The sequence below is a fragment of the Orenia metallireducens genome, from assembly GCF_001693735.1.
In the GTDB taxonomy this organism is placed as follows: domain Bacteria; phylum Bacillota; class Halanaerobiia; order Halobacteroidales; family Halobacteroidaceae; genus Orenia; species Orenia metallireducens.
On the sequence record NZ_LWDV01000010.1, the window covers coordinates 345,963 to 364,790 of the forward strand.

Sequence of the window (18,828 nt, forward strand, 5' to 3'; positions counted from 1 at the left end):
GCAAAAAAATAAATATTAGAACCTTAATAGAACAAATTCAACCCTGTGGTACAGAAATGTCCCACGCAATCAAACATTATTCTTTGTATATTTTAATTCTAGATAATAAAATATATTCCTTCCTTAAAGATAAAAAATTTAAAGAATCTATCTTATAAGATAATCAATTTAAGACAGATTCTTATTTTACTACTATTTCTTTATCTTATCAGCCATCTCCTTAATTCTTCTAAAACGATTATTTATCCCTGACTTACTTAAAGGGGGATTTAAAAGTTCCCCCAATTCCTTTAAAGTAGCATAAGGATTATTCTTCCTCAATTCTGCTACTTCCCTCAAACTAGGAGATAGTTTATCTAGCCCTTTAGTTTCTTCTAATAACTTTATATCATTTAGCTGTTGTTGAGCAGCATTAATAGTCTTGTTCAAATTAGCTGTTTCACAATTTACAATCCTATTAACATTATTTCTAATCTCTTTATATACCCTTGTATTCTCAAATTGTAGCAAAGCTGAATGGGCTCCTATGATGTTTAAAAGTTTGACAATATCATCAGCCTTCTTTAAATATAATAGATAATTATCCTGTTTACTCCTAGATTTGATCTCTATTTCAAATTTGCTAAATAATTTAATTATCTCTTCTGCATACTCTTCATAATTAACAGTAATCTCTAAATGGTACTCACTTTCTGGATGACTTACAGAACCAGCTGCCAAGAAAAGTCCCCTTAAATAAGCCTTAGAACAACACTTCTTAGATATAAACTGATCTTTTATTGAATAGTTTAGTTGATAACCTTCTCCCATCAATCCACACTTAGTCAATAATTCTTTAACACCTTCTTGCGGTGGCACCTTAATTATATAATAATTTCTCTTATCTAAATACATCTTCTTTCTAACAATAATCTCGGTAAAGAAATTAAACTGTTCTTTTAATAATTTATAAACTCTTCTGGCAACTGAAGCATTTTGACTTACTAAACTTAATCCTAATTTATGATTTATAATACCTAGACTACCATTTAATTTAATTAACGCAGCTAATTCAGCTAACTGACAACACTTACCTAAATCCTCTTTCCTTGCTATTTCATTCTTAACCTCATCTGAAAATGACATGATTAACTCCTCTTTAAATTTAAATGAACTATATAAACGCGTTGTGCTAGTATGAGAACTGATAAAATAGATAGATAATGCGACACTTTTGAACTCTAAGTTCCCCCTCTTAGAGTAAGAGGGGGGCAGGGAGCGTTGTGATGTTTTAAAGGCTCGAACTCACCCCCAACCCCTCTCTTTCACCCAAAAGAGGGGAGTTTTACAAAATTAAAAGTGTCGCAATATACCCATAAAAAGACATTATTGATATTTAAGTTTAATTAGCACAACGGGTTATTCTCATAAAATAATTTTTAATTAAAAGTTATTTTATATCTAACTCCTAATAACCATGAATTTTTTGAAACACTAAGTCAATAATAACTTTAGCTAACTTTTCTGGATCATGTCTAATCACATTGGATTGGCTAATGACAGGTTCTTGCACCACCTGTATATTCTGCTTATTTAATTTAGCTAAATCCACTTCCACAGGTTGAGCACCTTCTTTCCTATATTTCTCTATCAAATCAGCAGATATTCTTTCATTATTTACTAGAATATAATCTACAATCTCACTGCCTACATGATCATAAAGTGCTTGAAGATGATCACTTGCTTTATAGTCATCTGTCTCACCAGGTTGGGTCATTACATTACAGATATATAACTTTAATGCATCTGATCTCTTTATCTCATCTGTTAAATCCTCAACAAGAAGATTAGGCAATACACTTGTATATAGACTTCCAGGACCTAAAATAATTGCATCAGCCTCTTTGATAGCTTCCAAAGATTCAGGTAAAGGTTTACTATCTTCTGGCTCAATAAACACCTTAGCAATCTTACCTTTTATTTTAGGTATCTGTGATTCTCCTCTTATTAACTCTCCATTTTCTAATCTTGCAGATAATCTAACATCTTCTAAAGTAGATGGTAAAACTCTACCTTTAATTGCCAATATCTTACTAGATTCCTTAACTGCTTCTTCAAAATTCCCTAATATCTCAGTCAATGTTGCTATAAATATATTTCCAAAACTATGACCTTTTAAATCCTTTCCTTCATTAAATCTATATTGAAAAAGTCTCTCCATTAATGGCTCAGTATCTGCTAAAGCAACTAAACAGTTTCTAATATCACCTGGAGGAAGTATACCAAGCTCATCACGCAAAGCCCCAGAACTTCCACCATCATCAGCTACTGTAACAATTGCAGTAATATTATTAGTAAATTTTTTAATCCCTCTTAACATAGTAGAAAGTCCTGTTCCTCCACCAATAACAACGATTTTGGGACCCTTCCTACGATATCTTTCCTGATATAAAACTTCAATCAACCTTTCATTCTTTTCTGGTGATAACACATCATAGATAGATAATAACATTCTCCTAATTCCTAAAATATTAAAATAAATTCCAAATAAGATAATTATAATTCCAGGTACTCTATACTTTATTATATCTAAAGGTCGGATACTAATGGCCATAGAAACACCAATACTAATTAAGATTACCCCTAAAACCATTAAAAATATCCACCGTTTAAACTTAAGACCAGGATAAAGCCACTTCAGTCTATTCATCACAAAAACCCCTTATTTTTTAGAATCACGATGCTCAATTAATATATTATATCTACCTCTTAACTCTTCATATAGCTTCTCTGCAAAAGTAACTGAACGATGTTTTCCTCCAGTACAACCAAAAGCTATTGTTAAATGACTCTTACCTTCCTTGATATAATTTGGAAGTAAAAATTCAATTAAATCAAATAATTTTTCTTTGAATTTTTGGGTAATAGGCCATTTTAACACATATTCTTGTACATTTTTAGTCTCTCCAGTCAATGGTCGTAATGAATCTACATAATGAGGATTTGGTAAAAATCTAACATCAAACATTAGATCGGCATCAAGAGGTACTCCATATTTGAAACCAAAAGAAAGGACAGATATAGTCAACTTACTCTCTTTAGATTCCTTAATAAAAATATCTTCTAACTCCTTCTTTAAATCCTTAGAAGATAAGTCGCTAGTATCTATAATCTTATCAGCTTTACCACGAATCTCTTCTAATTTACTCCTCTCTAAAGCAATTGCTTCTGAAATTCTCCCTTCTGGGGCTAATGGATGTCTTCTTCTAGTATTCTTAAAGCGATTAATTAAAACTTGAGTATCAGCCTCTAAAAATAAAATTTTATAATCCACTCCTAATTGTTCTAAAATCGCTAACTCCTCAAAAATACTATCGAAAAAGTCTCTTCCCCTTACATCGACTACCAAGGCTACCTGATCAATATTTTCTTTAGAATGAAGATACATTTCAGCAAATTTAGAAATCAAAGCAGGTGGTAGATTATCTACACAGAAAAAGCCTAAATCTTCTAAACTCTTAATTGTTTCAGACTTACCGGCTCCTGACATTCCAGTTATTATAATAAAATCTTTATCTTGACTCATTATATCACCCCTTTAATTTATCTTATAAGCAAATCATAAATGCTCTCTTATAAATATAAGCCTATTACACTAATTAAATATTCATATAATACTCTTTAAGTTTTGCTAAGATCTCTAATTATAAATATATTTATCCTATTATTAATATTATCATTTTATCTTTAAAAGTACAAATAGAATAAATCTATCTAGTTACTTGTGTTTGTTATTAAAATCAGATAATATATAAAATTATTCCATATAAATTTATAAATAAATTTAACACACATTTATAATATCTTCAGCTGTTAAACCAACCTTTTGAGCCACTAACATAGCAGCTTCTACAGCCCCCACCTTTTCTGGACTATGAGCATCACTTCCTAAAGTAAACTTAGCACCTTCCTCTACTGCCATTCTAATATATTCTTCTGTCATATATCCATGGCTAGAGTTAATCTCCAAAACTACTCCTCTTTCTACTGCTACTTTAGCTAATGTTTTAGTATCAATATCCACTCTATAACCTGGATGGGTAATTATATCTATATCATAATTATTTAATACATTAATTAAAATCTCAGTATTCCTATATCTTATCTGTTCCTGATTTATCTTTAATTTATCAACTATAACATTATTTAGGATTATCTCTACCCCATCTCTAAAACTAGCTGGCTTAATAAATAGATGGAATCCAACTAATACCTTATCTAATTCCTTTAAAATAAACTCAGGTACATCTAATTTTCCATCTATACTGATGATATTAGCTTCAACTCCTGCCAAAACCTTAATCTCTGGATATAACCTATCATATTTATCTACTTCCTTTTTTACCTCTAATAAAGTAGCCGAATCCCGTACCCCTAACCTACCTATACTTCGACTAGCAGGACCATGGTCTGAAATAGCAATCTCTTTTAATCCCTTTTCTATTGCTACCTCTATATTAGCTCTTATACTTCCTGTCCCGTGACTATAAAGGGTATGGGTATGATAATCAGCATATAATTGCATTAAATCATCTCCTTGAGATTAATAGGTATTAATTAGTGCCTGTTTAGCCCAACAATATTTAACTAAACATTATAACTATCTTTAATTTGTCTCTTAACTTCACTCTTTCTTCTAATAAATTCTTCGACTTTATCCAAACTAGTATTTAAAATATCATCCTCTTCTAATTGAGCTTCTTTAACTATCTCTAAAGCCTTATCAAAGGTTCCTACTCTAGCAGAGTAATGAGCATCAGTACCAAGAACTACCTTTAAACCTACTTCTTTAGCCAATTGAGCAATCTCTATACAACTTTCCTTACTCCCTGGACGGCTCAAGTGTGAACTATTATTTAACTCTAATAGCACATTCTCTTCTTTAGCAGCCATAATTACTCTCTTAATATCGACTTGATACTCAGGATTTCCAGGATGAACTACAATATCTACTAGGGGATTTTTAATTGCATTTATCATAGCTCTGGTATTATCTTCTTTACTACCAGATTCATATCCAGTACCTGTATGGAAACCAACCAATACTATATCTAATCTAGCAAGAATCTCTACTGGCAAGTCCAAGGTACCATTAATATCAGTTATATTTGCCTCAACTCCCCTAAGAATCTTAACCCCATCTATCTCTTTTGGTATTATCTTTAGATTAGCAAAATGGTAAATATGTGGTCCTCTTGGCATACAAGGTCCATGATCTGTCATACCTAAAATTTTAATCCCGTTCTTCTTAGCACCTAATACCATCTCATTAATAGTAGAGTAAGCATGCCCACTAGCTATTGTATGAGTATGTAAATCTGCTATCAGCTTAATAATTATCAACCCCTTTAAATTAAAAATCCTAACTTAGCACTAATAATACCTATTAAACTCATAATAAAATAACCTTCAATTGCTGTCAACTTAAATATCCTCAAAATTGAAAAAAGAACCAAAGCTACCTCAACCCAAAGAAAATATGGAATCCTTTCTGTTAATAGAGGGATATTCCATTCTACAATTAATGGTGCCATTATAATCACTAATAAAAAAAGTAGATATCTTAAATATTTAGCTGATATTTTAGCTAACTTACAGACATAATATAGAGAATTCCAAATTATTGGAAAGATTACAATTCCCCAATAGAATGAATTAAATAATAATGAGGATACGATCATGGTAGCTATAGCATAAGCATAATACCAAAGGTTATCTCTATTTAAAGAAGACTGCATAGCTTGAATTAATAAGAAGGATAGCCCTACAATCGGAATCAAAGCACCTCCACTGACAGCTAAATCATTCAAAAATTGAGCAGGTATCAAACCAAGTAATTCCTTTATTAATGGACTACTTAACAACATAAGTATATTAAAAATAAATACTATTAGAATAAAATATCTTCTCCCTTCTAGCCAACTACAGCTCTCTTGCAAGCTAAATACCAAAATTACAACCAAAGCCAAGTTGAAGAATAGACTAATATTTCCTGTTAAAATCACCAAGGATACTGTTAACAAACTTACTAATAAACTATATTTTAATCCTAATTCATAATCAACTAAGTTACTCCCCCAAATCAACTCAACTACTACACCTACAGTAACACCAGTCATAAAACCTTCTTGTCCAAAAAAGAGTCCCAATAAAGGTGTTAATAATATGGGATGAAACAATGATTTAAGTTTAAAATCAACCATATCTCTAATATAAAATACAATAGTAATAATTAAAGCTAAAATAATCTTTGTCATAACTCTCTCCCCTTTAATTAATATTAACCTTTATAAATTACAGAAATCTACTTTAATTAAAATAAATGTAGAATACTTAATTTACATTATATACCAGATATATTTCTGTAAGAAAAATTAAAATCCTGCAAATTATAGTTTATTTATCATAAGAGAGTCCACTATATAATAAATCCTTTTTTGTACCAATCACTTGCCTTTTTTAAATGTTACTTTATCTATCAATTTTCCTTATTAACACAAAATATTGATCTATAACTAATTATAAATTATCCCTGTCAAATTCTTTTTATACGAAATCATGAATTAAAGATATAATTCTGCTTAAACTAAGTTTAAGAGATAAAACAATAATGTTAATTAATAATTTATTATGAATAGCTGAACTTTAATTTTAACATATTAATAAAAAATGGGGGTTTCTTAAAGGAGGGCTTCTATGGAAACAGAAGGATTTTTATCTTTAATTCTACATTCTCATTTACCCTTTGTTCGGCATCCAGAAGACAATTCAGCTTTAGAAGAAGATTGGCTTTATGAAGCAATTACTGAGACATATATCCCATTAATTGATATTTTCTCTAGGTTAATTAATAATAATGTAAATTTTAAACTAACCTTATCTTTATCACCAACTCTAATTTCTATGCTAACAGATAAATTATTACAGGACAGATATTTAAATTATATTGATAAATTAATTGAATTAAGTGAGAGGGAATTAAATAGAACAGCAGAACAACCAGATTTTTATCAAGTAGCTGAGATGTATAATAAAAATTTTATTAAATGCAAGAAGATATTTATTGGATATAATTGTAATCTAATAAAAGCTTTTAAAGAATTACAAGAGATTGGCGTACTAGAAGTAATAACTTGTACTGCTACTCATGGCTATCTTCCCCTAATGAGTATATACCCTGAAGCAGTTAATGCACAACTTGAAGCTGGCATACAAGTCTATGAAGAACATTTTAATACTAAACCCAAAGGAATTTGGCTACCCGAATGTGGTTATTATCCTAAGCTAGATCAACTTTTATGGGATAAGGGAATTAGATACTTCTTTGTTGATACCCATGGTATTCTCAATGCTAATCCTAAACCCCATTATGCTAACTTTGCACCAATCTATTGTCCATCAGGTGTAGCTGCATTTGGTAGAGATGTTGAAAGTTCTCGCCAAGTTTGGAGTTCAATTCAAGGGTACCCTGGTGATTATGATTATCGAGAATTTTATCGTGATATCGGCTTTGATTTAGATTATAAATATATTAAAGATTATATTCATCCCAAAGGCTTTAGAAAGAATACTGGTATCAAATATTATAGAATCACTAATAAAGGTAATAACCATAAAGATGTTTATAAACCTATTTGGGCTAAACAAAAAGCTGTTATTCATGCAAAAGATTTTTTAGAAAAGCGTCAAGAGCAGATCAATAACCTCAAATCTCATATGGATAGACCTCCAATTATCATCTCTCCCTATGATACTGAATTATTTGGGCACTGGTGGTATGAAGGTCCACTTTGGTTAGAATCTTTAATATCAAAGATTTACCATGATAAAAAGAATAATATTAAACTGATTACTCCAAGTGAATATTTAGACAACTTCCCCATCAATCAAGTAGCTACCCCTTCCCTATCGAGTTGGGGAGACTCAGGCTATAGCCAAGTTTGGTTAGATAAGAGCAATGATTGGATTTATCCTAAATTACATGCAGCAACTGAGCAAATGATTATTATGGCTAAGCATTTCACAAACCCTAATAAATTACAGAGAAGGCTCTTAAATCAATTAGCTCGAGAATTACTACTTGCTCAAAGTAGTGACTGGGCTTTTATCATCAAAAACAATACTATGAAAGATTATGCTATCAGACGTACTAATGAACATCTTGACAACTTTAATAATTTAATCAATCAACTTAGAAATGACTCTTTTGATACTAAGCATTTGAAAGAACTAGAAGATAAGAATAATTTATTTCCTAATCTAAATTATAAAATCTATCAAAGTTTAAATAACTCAAATTATGAAGAGGTGAATATCTGATATGGCTTTATTAATGATATTGTTAGTATTAGCAATTGCAGTCTACTTTTTTTGGCTCACCAAAGATGATAATATAGAAGATAATCCTAGAAAGGAAAGATTGGCTGATATTCATTTAAATCAAATGAATTATAGTATGGAAGGTAGTAAAGAACTGACAGAAATAGATGATAATAAATTAAAAGGTAATCATAAATCTAATAGTGATCTATTAATTAGTAATTATTGGAGAAGGCATCTTGCTAAAGATGATGTAGAGTTTGCTAGAGTTCCTGGTGATAATAATAGAATTAATCTAAACAATATTAATAATTATAAAGATGCTGATGAAGAACTTTGGGAATTATTTAACAGAAACAAGCTTGTTTTACTGGCTAAAGATCCTTATTGGATTTATACTTATTGGAATGTAGTTGGATTGGAGACTGAAAAAACAGAACCTATTATTAGAATCTATGACATAACTAATAATCAAGATAACTTTTTTGATGTTAAAATCTCACCTACAGCTGGCAACTGGTATATTAAAGCTCCTAACAGCAACCACTACTACTATGGAGAAATTGGCTTGCTGACAGAAAGTAATATATTTATTCCTTTAGCAGAATCTAACTCTATCTTTATTCCTACTAAAGAACCCCATAATGAGTCGGGTGGATTATGGATGAAAGTCGTTAATGGTAAAAAATCATATATCGATTATCAGCCTCAAACTTCATTAGATTACAATCCTAAAATTCAACATGAATCTTCTCCTACTTTATTAGAAGATTAAAAAAGCCTTCGATTAAAATCGAAGGCTTTTTCCTTTAGAATTTATCAGCTATACATCTGTCCGTTGTGAACCTCAAAACTCCAATTAGAACCACCATTGTTATCCCAATTATTCGCAGAATCTTTGAAGCAGAAATTAAATCTATCAGTTGTATTGATTCTTAATTGGGCACTCCAACTACCATCATTTTGTGATTGCATCTCAATATCTGTTACATCTCTCCAATTATCTTTAAAACCAACTCCAGCATGTAGGTACACTTTGCTAGCACCATTTGAATTTAATAATCCATCATACTTTACAGTAACCTTCTCTCCAGCAGTAATTGGTGTTGGAGTTACAGTTACCTCTGAATAAGTCATTGTTGCTTGCATTTATTTCCCTCCTTTATTCTAATTAACTATTTATAGCATTTGCAATCTAACTTACTTTATGAGAGGTAATTTTTACTGATATAAATAATAGAGGGAATTTAACATTATTATAATTACTCACATAAACATATAACTAAGTTTTAAAAATAATCTATGATTAAAGATAAACAGAAAAATAACAAACCATCTAATAACTAATCGTAATTGCTAAACATTTTAGCTACATATTTAATTCCAGTACCAATTATAGTAGCTACTAAGATAATTAGGAACCCAAAGATGATAGTAAATTTCCAGTGTAATTCTAACTCTACTCCAACTGCACGTAAAGTTGATAACTCTCCACTCTCTAAATCAAATCCTCCCAATACTTCTCTCTGATCCATACCTTCTGGAACTAAAGTATCTATCACATTTGGATTGATATCTGTATTACTTCCACCACCAAATTTCCATCCTTGAGAATCCTTAACAACTTCTCGATAATTATCATAAGCAAAACCATCTAAAGACCCTATTAATAGATAATATTGTGCTTCAGTCAAATCCCCTACAAGATTTTTAGGGACACTAACTTTAATTGTCTTCTTATCATCTAAGACGCCTATTCTATCCTCATTTATCCTTCTATCTTCATCTACATCATCTTGATAATCAAAAACTTCTAGAGACCAACCTGTTACCTTAATTAACTTCTGCCAAGGATGCCTATCTTCAAATTTAACATTTGCTCCTTTTTTAAAAGTCTCTAAACTTCCTTCTTCTCCATTACTGATATAGAGTTGGATTAATTGATGACTAAATCCATATTTGGCATGCCAAGGATTGGTTAAAGACACAAATTTGAAATAAAAATTATAATCTTCTCCACCATCTTCTACTTTAAAATAAGTCAAATCAAAAAGACCTTCATAAGGGCTAAACTGCTCATTTTTAGGATAAGTATAAGTCCCAGGTCCATATTCATCACCTACTGGGTCATTCATTTCAAATATAATATTCTCTTCTGCTCTAACTATATATGATGAAAAGAATATAATAAAAAAGATAGCTAGGATAAGCTTTATTTTTCTCATAAGAATATCTCTCCTTATCATACATTTTCCTCTTTATCCAACAACTATTATCTCTAAAATCAAATATCTTATTAAAGTTACAATAATAAATCATTAGATAACTGAAAAACAAATTCCTCACTTTATTCTTATGAGAGATAAGAGAGTAATATGAAATAAAAAAGGAATAGATATAATAATCTATTCCCGAATTAAAATATTCTAGTAATATAAAAGCTCATATATTAAAGATCTATTGCGGCACTTTTTTAAGTTAACAGTGTTGCTTATACCTATTATCCTTTATTCAACTGGTACCCAAACACTCCAACCAGTTGCTTCATCATTTTTTACCTTAAACTCTCCATAACCTTCTGCATCTGTAATAACTCTTCCTTCAATATTACCTGTAATATCATAAAATTCTGTATTAGGTTTAGTAGAATTTATACGCTTAGTAGTTATATCACCAGAGACACCTTGGGATATCATCATCACTAAACCAGTTCCTGGAATATCAGCTAATCCTGCTCTGACATAAGAATAGGTATTTATATCATTATTATCCACTTCATGACCTGGACCATAAGCAAAGTATCTTCTTGCTTTCAATAATTTATTTATATTCTCTTTCATTCCATCTTGATAGTAGTCTTTCCAATAAACCATAGGAAGTCCATGCTCTCTCATTAAGATATAGGTATAAGCTTGATATTTTCTATTATTGATTGGAGCCTTATATTCTACATGGTCACGACCAGTATCATGATTATCAATAAATGTAACTGCTCTATCTTTAAATCCTGTCTTATTGACCATACCAGCTTTACCTAAAGCAGTCATATTCATTGTTCCTGATCTTAAATTTTCAAAAGTATTTCTTAGAGGAAAATCAAAAACAGTATAATCAGAGTTATCTATACCATAAAGATAAAAGGTCAAGCCCATAGTATTCTCTATCCAAGCCTCTCCTACAACAAATACATCTTTGTCTGTATTCTCTTGAACATATGTCAACCATTCGCTAATAAAATCAGAATCTATGTGTTTTACTGCATCTAATCTAAATCCATCAAAACCTATATCATTTATTATCCATACTCCCCATTCCTTCATCTCATCTTTAACATTTTCATTCTGATAATCAACATCTGCAGCCAACAAGTAATCTTTCTCAAAAGTATTATCCCATTCCTTCCCTTTGAAGTTCTGTGGAGCCATATTACCTTTGTCAACAGCATAATCTACACCATCAAAGGCTTGCCAATCCCATTTCCATTGATCTGCTTTACTATAATACTTTTGCCTACCTTTAAGTGGATAAAATTTAGTATAGGTCTTTACTTGTTCTCCAGATGCCAAGATAGAGTCTTCTACATTCTCATATCCAGCAGCTATTCTATGATTGAATACTGCATCATAATAGACCTTAATCCCCTCTTGATGAAGCTTAGTTATAGCCTTCTCCAACTCTTCTCTTGTCCCATATTTAGTTCTCACTGTATTAACTTGATCAAACTCTCCTAAATCCCAAAGATCATAAGTACCATAGCCTTCATCCTGTTGTTCATGAGCTTTATTAGCTGCTGGTACCCATAATTCAGTAATACCAACATTAGCTAAATCATCTGCACGATCAGCAAGTAAATTCCATAATTTAGCCTCTTCTGGGTACTTCTCTTTATACTCTCCTTTATTCATCTCCCAATAAAACGTTTGCATAAGTGTCTTATTAAACTCTTTTATCTTTGGATAAGACCTATCAGTAGTAAAGTTAGTTGTACTAGATAGCTCACCTCCAGCTATAGCCTTAATATTAATAACTAACTGATAACTTGTTCTTGGTTCTAAATTTAAGTCCGTTAAAGTAACGGTGTTACCATCTATATTAGTATTAATTTTGTATCTACTATCTTCTTTAACTAAAGATACCTTCACTTCAGCAACCTCTTGATTAAACTCTAGTTTAAATTTGTCTAAATTATAATCCAAAGCCTCAAGATTATGTTCTGTTAAATCAGAAGCAACAAGAGCAAATTGATCATTATTTGATTTACAACCTGTTATCATTACTGCTAAAATCAAAACTGTAATTAAAACATATAAAGTAACCTTTTTTGTCATTTATAGTTCTCCTCTCTATTTTATTATCTTAATTTTTTTATTCTCTAAATCTATTTATTCTCCTGCAATTATAGTTAGCCTTATTTATTATAATTTTCTTGCAGTTTTAATTAACTAAAAAAGAAACCTCTGAAATTTCAGGAACCTCTTTTTAGTTAATGATTTAATTAAAATATTTCAAATACACTTATACCTTAATAACATAACAAGAGGGGTTAACCCCTCTTGTCATATTAATTTAATCTACTTTTTTATAATTACTGCAGTTAATGGATCTACAGTTACTGTATTAGCTGTTACTGTTACACCTGATATAGCTGATACAGCTGTAGCCCCAGATTCATCATTATCTACAAGAACTGTACCAGCTGTTAAATCTTCTGTTACTGTAAAGTCTCTTGAAGTTGTATCAGCATTTACGAATACATAGTATGCAGTATTATCTGTAGCTGTTGCCTTATAAGCTATTATTTTATCACTTGCAGAAATATCTGGATAAACAAGCTCTACATTAGAATCAACCAAAGCCTTACTTCCTAATCTAAAGGCATCTGTTGATTTTCTTAATGCAATAAGACCTTTAGTGTACTCCATAGTCTCACTTTGAACTGTATTTCCAGTTGCTGCATTCCAATCAAAGGCATTGATTACATCAGAAGAGTCATAGGAGTTATGGATAAATACATCTCCTGTTGCTGAAACCTCTGTATATTCACCTTCAGGGCTTCCAGAAACTTTCCACTCTTTCGTTCTTCCATATTCCTGCCCTCCATGTAAGAAGGAGATACCTTGACTTGTCAAGATAATTGCGTTTCCAAGTCTGATTCTCTTTTGAATCTCTGCTTCTGAATCAGCAGGTGACTTTTGAATTGATTGAGCTATTACATCATGTAAAGTTAAGTTATCATGAGCAGCAATATACTGTACAACATCACCTGGATCATCGGCAGTAAAGTTACTAGGCTGAGCTTTAATATTATTAAAGATAGTTTCAATACTTCTATCCCCACCTGTAATGAACATAGGTTGACCTTCACTTCCATATCCTGACTTCAAGTTATTTCTAATCTCATCAGAGAATACCGCTACATCATTTGTGCTAGCAACAAAGTCTTGGTCAGCCCCTACAGTTCCTTCAGGACCAGTATACATTCTCCAACCCTCACCAATAAATAATGTATTAGGATTTACTGCTGCAACAGCATCATATGCTGATTGTATTGTTTCACTATCAATTAATCCCATTAAATCGAATCTAAATCCATCTACTTTATACTCTTTAGTCCAATAAACCAATGAATCTATAATTAGTTTTCTCATCATTGCATGAGTAGAAGCAGTATCGTTTCCACATCCAGATCCATTAGCCCCTTCTCTAAAATAGTAACCTGGATAGATTCTATCCATAATATCAGTTGCTGCCATATGGTTATATACAACATCAAGAGTTACTGCCATACCATTATCATGGATAGCTTTAATAAGCTCTTTTAATTCTGTAATTCTTAATTCAGGATTTGTAGAATCTTCTGAATACATTCCTTCTGGAGCAAAGTAACTATGAGGATCATATCCCCAATTATAGTTATTACCATTTGAATCGTACTCTGTTTCTCTTATTCCTGATTTTGATTCATCTCCATAATAATAAGACATCACAGGAAGCAGTTGAATATGGGTTACCCCTAAGTCTTTGATATATTGTAATTTTTCAGTAAATGCTGCATATGTTCCAAAATTATTTGTAAGACTAAGTCCTTCTTGAGAAGTAAAGTCTCTTACATGAATCTCCCAAATTATGGAGTCTTCTCTCTTCCAATTAGAAGGTAAAGTTGCAAAATCAAGAATTGGACCTACAGAAGATGGATCAACTATAGCAGCCTTTCCAACAGTATCGTCTCCATTACCATTAGTGTCTACATTAAATTGAGCCATTGATTTAGCATATGGATCTAAAGCCAATTTTGTCTGACCGTCTACTGTTACTTTATATTGATAGAAATAACCTCTTAAATCGCTAACACCTGTATTGTTGCTATTTAAAGTTACTCTCCATACACTTTTAGTATCCTTTGTCATAGGAACTGTCGCAAGCTCTACAGTTTGGTCAGCTTTATCATACAGGACAGCTTCAACATTAGTTGCTGTAGGCGCCCATAAGTTTAATTGGGCAGTTCCATCACTATTATAAATAGCACCTAAATCGTTTCCATCATAAGCAGTTAAAGAATCAGAGTACCTAGCTCCAGCAGCTGCTTCTACTATCTTCCCATCATAAGTTACAGTATAAGGAGCTTGGTTATCTACATCTAAAGAAGATGATACAACTACTGCTGTCATACTATCAATGATTTGGAAATCATCTATAGTTACCTCGTTACCATTCTTATCTACTACTGATAATAAAGTCTGAGTAAGATCTGTAGTATCTGTAAAAGATAATTCTATCTCTGTCGGGGATACAACTTCTCCACTTAATAGTCCTGATGGTATCTCCTTATCAGGACTTGTGTAAACAGTACTATCACCTTCAAATACCCATAATTCTTTGAAATCGCGTAAGAAACTAAAGATATGATCTCCTGCATCCTTACTTTCATCACCAATCACTTCATCTACAGGAACAAAACCAAGACTACTAGCATCTTCAACTACAGGAACATAATAGTATGCTCCAAAGTCATCAACACCTGACTTCTGTAGTCCATGGGGCCATCCCTCACTAGAGCTCCAATCTGCGTCCATCCATAACCATAACGTATAATTTTCATAATCTCCATTATTTCTTTGATAATGGACTAATACATGTCCTTTAGGGATATATGTCTGTTTTTGATTGATAACTACTCTTCCAACAAAATTATCTTCTCCTGCTGTAACTGTAATTTGTTTTTCTCCAAAATATTCTATAGTCTCATCCACTACTAAAACAGTTAATGTATGAGTTCCTTTTGGCACATCAGCAATAGTTTTATCTAAAGTACCTGTTTTTCCTGCTACACTAACTGTTGCTAAACTGAGATCAAGATTACTAGCACCAAGACTAGAATCAATTTCAATGTCTGAAGTTTTAACGATTACATTACCAACATCTCCTGGTCCATCATCACTACCACTTGAACAACCTACCAATCCAAAGGCTAAAACTAAAATCAATAATAAACTAAAAAATCTTTTCAAATAAAACCCTCCTCTAATCAACTCTTTATATAATACAGAATTAAAATCTCTAAATTCAAAAATTTTTCCTTATATATTCTATCACCCCCCAAACTCACATCTGTAATTAACCATAACAAAAATAAAAACATATCCTAAAGATATAAAATCTCCATAGATACGTTTTCTTATAAACTTATACTATTATTTACTGTTATTGTAAACCTAAAGATTAAGCACTCGCTGTTAACCACATTTATACTGATTATAAACAATGTGTCAACTAGCTAAAATTTATATACTTATAAGATTATCTGTTATTATTACACTTATTACTTTTTATATAGAGAGATAAACAACTCTAAAGTGTAATTTTATAAAAAATTTAAAACCATTTTCATACCTCACTCCTTACAAGTCTCAAGAGACTCTCCATGGCCATTATACTTTATTAAAAATGATTATAAAGTATAATTTCCCTAGCTCTCTCCTACCTTAGGAAATTCTTTTTATTACGAAGTGGTCGATAAACCCAAAGGGAGAGAACTAAAACATATTTTGTTCCCCTCTTCTGGTATGAGAAGAGAGGCTAAGGGTGAGGTAGATTAGTTTTATATTTCATTCTAAAGTTTGATATCTATAGATAATAAAGAAACGTTTTATCAATTTATAACTGGAACCCAAACACTCCAACCTTTAGCTTCAGATTGAATAACCTTAAAATCTCCATAACCTTGCTCATCTGTTACTACTGTTCCAGCTACATTTCCAGTTATATCTGTAAAGGTAGTATTAGGCTGACGGGAATTGATATTTTTAATAGATTCACTTCCGCTAGTTCCATCAGATAACATCATCACTAATCCAGTTCCTGGGATATCAACTAATCCTTCTCTAACATAAGAGTAGACATCATTATCATTATTAGCTACTTCATAACCTGTTCCATAAGCATAATACTTTCTTGCTTTGATTAATTTATCTAATCCAGCTTTCATACCATGTTGGTAATAATCCTTCCAAAAGATAGTAGGCACTGTACCTTCTCTAGTTAAAGCATATGCATAAGCTTGATAGCTATACTTATCAATTCCTCTCTTACCATACTTCTCTGCATTTGAACCACTTGTATCATGGTTATCTATAAAAGCAACTGCCCTATTACCATAAGTTGAATCATTGACTAAACCAGCATTACTTAAACTTGACATATCAAAGGCACCATTTCCATCTCTCATATCTTTAAATTTAGCTCTTAATGGGAAATCAAATACTCTTAAATCAGATTTTTCACTCTTATTAAAGATATTAGCTCTTCCATCAACTAAGTCAAGATATAACTTTAGAGCAGAGCTATCTTCAATCCATGCTTCTCCTACAAAGAACAAATCCTTAGTAGTTGCATTCTGAACATAATCAATCCACTCATAGATAAAAGTACTGTCAACATGTTTAATTGCATCAATGCGGAAACCATCAAATCCAATCTCCTTAGTAATCCATTCCCCCCAAGCCTTCATCTCATCTACTACATTGTTATTTGGCTTAGGAATACCATCATAACCATTAGGATAATTATAGTAATCCACATCTGCTCCCATTAAGTATTCTGGTTCTCTCATCCAAGGATCATCTGGAACCAATCCCCATGTCTTACCTTCAAACAGATACAATCCATTAGCTTGAGTTTTGTCATCATAGTCCACACCATCAAAGGCAGTATAATCCCATTTAAAGTCATGCCATAAATTGCCCCATTTTTCTTGGGTATAATATTTCTGACGACCTGCTAAAGTAAAATTAGTCCAAGCATCAATTGTGCCACCTGCGTTATCAGGACTATTAACACTTAATTTAACATCTGCATCTTTATTATAAGCTCCCATTCTATGGTTGAAGATAATATCATAATAAGCCTTCATACCAGCAGCATGAATAGCATCAATCGCATCTAACAATTGGGCTTTAGTTCCATACTTTGTTCTAATACTTCCCTGTTTATCAAACTCTCCTAAATCCCAAAGGTCGTGGGTACCATATCCAACATCTTTATCTGCAGCTACACCTATTCCACCCCAAGCCTTATTAGCAGGAGGTAACCACAGTGAGGTAATACCTGCATTCGCCAAGTCACCTGCTCTATCAACAAGTAAGTTCCACAAATTAGCCTCTTCTGGATAATTACTTGCATATTCACCTTCATTCATCTCCCAATAAAAGACTTGCATCATAGTCTCATTTGGATTATTAAGACTACTAATATCAGGAAGGGTAGCATCTGTATAGAATTTAATACTTCCATTTATACTCTTTCCATCATTATTACTAACTGTATAATTTAACTTATAAGAAGTAGATTTAGTCAATTCAAATCCACTAATAATTACTTTCTTCCCATCTATCTTGGAGGTAATACCTGAAATAGAGTTTTCACCCTCTAATAAAGCAATTTCTCTACTAGCTAACTCATAATTAAACTCTAAAGTTATCGCTGTAATATCAGCAGATATAGTAGATCCATCGTTAGGATTTGAGTCCGTTAACATGAATAAAGCAGCTTCACTACTATCGTCACTGCTGCATCCTACAAATACCCCTAAACTTAATAGGAGTATAGCCAGTAAAATAATCTTCCTACTATTTGATATCTTCAGCATAGATTCCTACCTCCATTAGATTAGTTGAATAAATTAGTATATTTATTAGCTCTAACCGTTTCTATTAGACAATTTCTTATAAATTCAGTATCTAATAATCAGAAACTAAAATTGAATAATATTAAAAATATATAATTATGATTATAATATAAGTCCTAAATATTTATTCTATAATACAGATATAAAATAATAAACAACCCCGATATGCTAGTAATCAAACCTTGCATACCGGGGTTGTTAAGCTCAACATTGCCCTTTAGTTTTTAAAAATTGTAATTATTGTTAGTAGATTTTAGAAATAGGATTAAGACCCTATGCTAAAGATA

Annotated in this window: 13 protein-coding genes; 2 read left to right on the plus strand and 11 right to left on the minus strand. The window is 31.6% G+C overall.

All coding sequences use genetic code 11. The features are described from left to right. Nucleotides 1-192 precede the first annotated feature (192 nt). From whiA to U472_RS13785, 6 genes are all read right to left on the minus strand, one after another. On the minus strand, nucleotides 193-1,125 hold the full coding sequence (gene whiA, locus U472_RS13760) for a DNA-binding protein WhiA (RefSeq protein ID WP_068719322.1): 933 nt from the start codon (nucleotides 1,123-1,125) through the stop codon (nucleotides 193-195). Nucleotides 1,126-1,447: 322 nt separating this feature from the next. Next, nucleotides 1,448-2,689, minus strand: a complete 1,242-nt coding sequence (locus tag U472_RS13765; RefSeq protein WP_068719323.1) for a gluconeogenesis factor YvcK family protein — start codon at nucleotides 2,687-2,689, stop codon at nucleotides 1,448-1,450. Nucleotides 2,690-2,701: 12 nt separating this feature from the next. Beyond that, nucleotides 2,702-3,565: an RNase adapter RapZ gene (gene rapZ / locus U472_RS13770; RefSeq protein ID WP_068719324.1), complete on the minus strand. Its 864-nt coding sequence runs from the start codon at nucleotides 3,563-3,565 to the stop codon at nucleotides 2,702-2,704. A 258-nt stretch (nucleotides 3,566-3,823) separates the two neighbouring features. Then, a complete protein-coding gene (locus U472_RS13775; RefSeq protein WP_068719325.1) occupies nucleotides 3,824-4,564 on the minus strand; it encodes a PHP domain-containing protein in 741 nt (246 codons plus the stop codon). 62 nt (nucleotides 4,565-4,626) lie between these two features. Next, a complete protein-coding gene (locus U472_RS13780; RefSeq protein WP_068719799.1) occupies nucleotides 4,627-5,373 on the minus strand; it encodes a phosphatase in 747 nt (248 codons plus the stop codon). A 14-nt stretch (nucleotides 5,374-5,387) separates the two neighbouring features. Further along, the gene (locus U472_RS13785) at nucleotides 5,388-6,296 is read right to left on the minus strand and encodes a hypothetical protein (protein ID WP_068719326.1); all 909 of its coding nucleotides are present in this window, start codon (nucleotides 6,294-6,296) and stop codon (nucleotides 5,388-5,390) included. 439 nt (nucleotides 6,297-6,735) lie between these two features. Here U472_RS13785 and U472_RS13790 point away from each other — a divergent pair, with 439 nt between their 5' ends. Next, the gene (locus tag U472_RS13790) at nucleotides 6,736-8,358 is read left to right on the plus strand and encodes a glycoside hydrolase family 57 protein (RefSeq protein ID WP_068719327.1); all 1,623 of its coding nucleotides are present in this window, start codon (nucleotides 6,736-6,738) and stop codon (nucleotides 8,356-8,358) included. A 1-nt stretch (nucleotide 8,359) separates the two neighbouring features. Then, complete coding sequence (locus U472_RS13795) at nucleotides 8,360-9,133, plus strand: DUF4912 domain-containing protein (protein ID WP_068719328.1); 774 nt, start codon at nucleotides 8,360-8,362, stop codon at nucleotides 9,131-9,133. Nucleotides 9,134-9,177: 44 nt separating this feature from the next. Here the strand turns inward: U472_RS13795 and U472_RS13800 are convergent, their stop codons facing one another. The 5 genes from U472_RS13800 to U472_RS13820 all read right to left on the minus strand — a co-directional run bounded on the left by U472_RS13800 (nucleotide 9,178) and on the right by U472_RS13820 (nucleotide 18,502). Continuing rightward, nucleotides 9,178-9,507: a carbohydrate-binding protein gene (locus U472_RS13800; RefSeq protein WP_068719329.1), complete on the minus strand. Its 330-nt coding sequence runs from the start codon at nucleotides 9,505-9,507 to the stop codon at nucleotides 9,178-9,180. Nucleotides 9,508-9,701: 194 nt separating this feature from the next. Then, nucleotides 9,702-10,583 (minus strand): glucodextranase DOMON-like domain-containing protein, encoded by an 882-nt coding sequence (locus U472_RS13805; RefSeq protein ID WP_245684820.1) that lies wholly within the window; start codon nucleotides 10,581-10,583, stop codon nucleotides 9,702-9,704. 282 nt (nucleotides 10,584-10,865) lie between these two features. Further along, on the minus strand, nucleotides 10,866-12,686 hold the full coding sequence (locus U472_RS13810) for an alpha-amylase domain-containing protein (protein WP_068719331.1): 1,821 nt from the start codon (nucleotides 12,684-12,686) through the stop codon (nucleotides 10,866-10,868). A gap of 243 nt (nucleotides 12,687-12,929) precedes the next feature. Further along, a complete protein-coding gene (locus U472_RS13815) occupies nucleotides 12,930-15,866 on the minus strand; it encodes a pullulanase-associated domain-containing protein (RefSeq protein ID WP_068719332.1) in 2,937 nt (978 codons plus the stop codon). A 641-nt stretch (nucleotides 15,867-16,507) separates the two neighbouring features. Further along, complete coding sequence (locus U472_RS13820) at nucleotides 16,508-18,502, minus strand: alpha-amylase domain-containing protein (RefSeq protein ID WP_068719333.1); 1,995 nt, start codon at nucleotides 18,500-18,502, stop codon at nucleotides 16,508-16,510. Nucleotides 18,503-18,828: the final 326 nt, after the last annotated feature.